This is a genomic window from Candidatus Enterococcus ikei, assembly GCF_017316105.1.
Classification (GTDB): Bacteria; Bacillota; Bacilli; order Lactobacillales; family Enterococcaceae; genus Enterococcus_L; species Enterococcus_L ikei.
This window is the reverse complement of sequence record NZ_JAFLWD010000068.1, coordinates 1-2,331: the sequence shown is the minus strand read 5'-3', so window position 1 is coordinate 2,331 and position 2,331 is coordinate 1. Positions and strand designations below refer to the sequence as shown.

The following is a 2,331-nucleotide window of genomic DNA, read 5'->3' as shown; positions in this document are numbered from 1 at the left end:
ACGAATGCAGGTTGGCAGTTGCAACTTAAGCAAGATTCGCAATTCCAAGCAAAAGACAAGGATAATAAAGTTACTGAACTTACAGGTGCAGAACTTTCACTCAACAATCCTATACTGAAGTCAGTACAAAAAGGATCAGAATTTGCGCCACTAGGGATTAGTCAAAAGCTTATTCCAGGGGCTGCCGCTGTAACGGTTGTTGATGCTGCTGCTGGTAAAGGAATGGGAACGTGGCACTATTCATTAGGAGATACTAATGAACAAGCGGCCAAGAGTGTTTCATTAACTATTCCAGGTGATACTGCAAAATTAGCAAATGTAGCGTATAAAACGGTATTAACATGGACATTAGTAGATGCGCCAGAAAAATCAGAAGTTTCACCAGAGGTTACACCATAAAAGAAACATTAATAAAAGAATAAATGAGCAGTATTCAGAAAGGATACAACAGCTATTTTAACAGATACTGACAGAAATCCTAATGAAGAATATAAAGCTACAATAACTTGGCCGTTGTCAACAACACCAACAACACTTCCAGCAAGAGACTGAACAATTTGGTGTAATCGATTGTTGATTTTTACATAAAATCAACAGTTAAACTACATAACCTGTAATTATACAAACAATGGAAGTAGCCGTTTATAAAGCTTGATAGACAAATAGAATTTCAGCTTAAACAAAACGAAGGAAGTAATCATAGTTGATTTGTTTACAGATAAGCTAAGGAGAAGAACTATGAAAAAAAAATATTTTATTTTGCTAAGCATTATATTTATAACACTGCCATTACTTCAGCTCTCTACAGTAGCAGAAGCGGTAAACTATGATACTGAAATTGGTTTAACTTTTAATAGTGATGTGTCTGTTAGCGGTGATTCTAGTTCGAGTACAACAGTACCCAGTGGCACAGATAAAACATCAGAAAGTAGCCAGACGAAAACCAGTACGTCAACTAGTGGTACGTCAAATAAAATGAAGGAATTGCCAGAAACGAATCGAAAAAAAAACGCTAAGTCTGGCTTGCTACCTAGTACGGGCACCAAAAGTAATACTCTAGTAATAAAGTTGGGTATACTACTGTTAATGACTGTTTTCGTGTTACTCATCTTTAAACTTTATAAGGTAGTCACTAAAAAATATCGATAAAGAGGTGATGAAGTAAATGAAAAAGAAAAAACATTCTTTCCTTATGGTAACAGTCTTACTAAGTAGTCTTGTTATTTTTGTTACTCTTAAAATAGAAACGAAGTCTGTTTTGAAAGCAGAAGAAAGTCCTAGAAAAATCAATCGTCAAGCTCGAGTAGAGACAACTCCCCCTAAAATAACAGATCAAGAAATTCTCTCAAAGTACAATTTGATAAAAGATTTTGAAGGATATACTAAATATAGATATGATGATTGGATTCCATACAGTACTTGGAATGGAACAACTTATGTGAGATTTACTGATGCGAATAACGATAATGTGACTGGAACTATAATTGGTCGTGAGCTTTCACTTAAAAGTGTCCCGAATATAAGTCTTTATGCTCTTGTAAAAACCACAATCCGTACGATACCTGATCACTATTATCAATTTTCGACTGTAATGAGTGGAAGCGCTAGTGGAGGTTACGAATCGCAATATGCTTTCGATTGGTTATCAAATTCAGATGTAAATAATCCTGTGTCTATTTATCCAGACTACAGCAATTTAAAAAAACGTAGTTTGGGTTCTATAAATATTTCAAAGATTATTCAGGCAAAGACAGAAGAAATGACTCTTGTTTTTAGTATTGCTTCTATAGGGATGTATAATACAGGAGTAAAATTTTCTAACCTATCCCTCGTGGATTTGAACCAAGGAGTTGCAGAATCAAATGAATGGATTGAAGGTTTATTCACAGATAAAACGCATACAGAATTAAAACTATCAACGACACAAGCGGAAATTGATAAGGTAAAAGAATTGATTGAAACGATTCTTGATGCAACGACAAAAACGGAACTGTCTAAGGAACTAGCCAAAGCTCAAGCTTTGCTGGACAAAATTACGATGAGCTTGACCATTCCAACAGAATTGGTGAATGATCCGAAAAATGAACTAAGCCATATCATCAAAGGAAAAACCTATCCAAATTCCTTTCTTCAATTCTCAGGAAGTAGTGAATTTCCAGTGGGAACGTTAAGCTCAGAAGTGGCGAAGGATTCAAAAAAATACCAGATTCGCGCAGATGCAGAAGGGAACTTTAGCTACTCACTGCCAGAAGGAAAGTATTTTAAGTGGAATGAAAAAATCACCGTGACGAGCATGTTAAGAGGGAAAACGACTTCTGAAACACGGCAAGT

Annotated in this window: 3 protein-coding genes; all 3 read left to right on the top strand. The window is 35.5% G+C overall.

Translation table 11 applies throughout. The features are described from left to right. Positions 1-399 (top strand): WxL domain-containing protein (locus tag JZO69_RS16485; RefSeq protein WP_207113897.1); only part of this gene is annotated, 399 nt, incomplete at its 5' end. Between the two features lie 339 nt (positions 400-738). Next, positions 739-1,149, top strand: coding sequence for an LPXTG cell wall anchor domain-containing protein (locus JZO69_RS16480; RefSeq protein ID WP_010772616.1), 411 nt, complete (start codon positions 739-741; stop codon positions 1,147-1,149). A 16-nt stretch (positions 1,150-1,165) separates the two neighbouring features. Continuing rightward, a partial coding sequence (locus tag JZO69_RS16475; protein ID WP_242586930.1) for a toxin Cry1Ac domain D-VI-related protein occupies positions 1,166-2,331 on the top strand: 1,166 nt, incomplete at its 3' end.

What these genes read in the sequence shown, in the direction of transcription:
- JZO69_RS16480 (WP_010772616.1), top strand. Translation starts at nt 739, where the DNA reads ATGAAAAAAAAATATTTTATTTTGCTAAGCATTATATTTATAACACTG.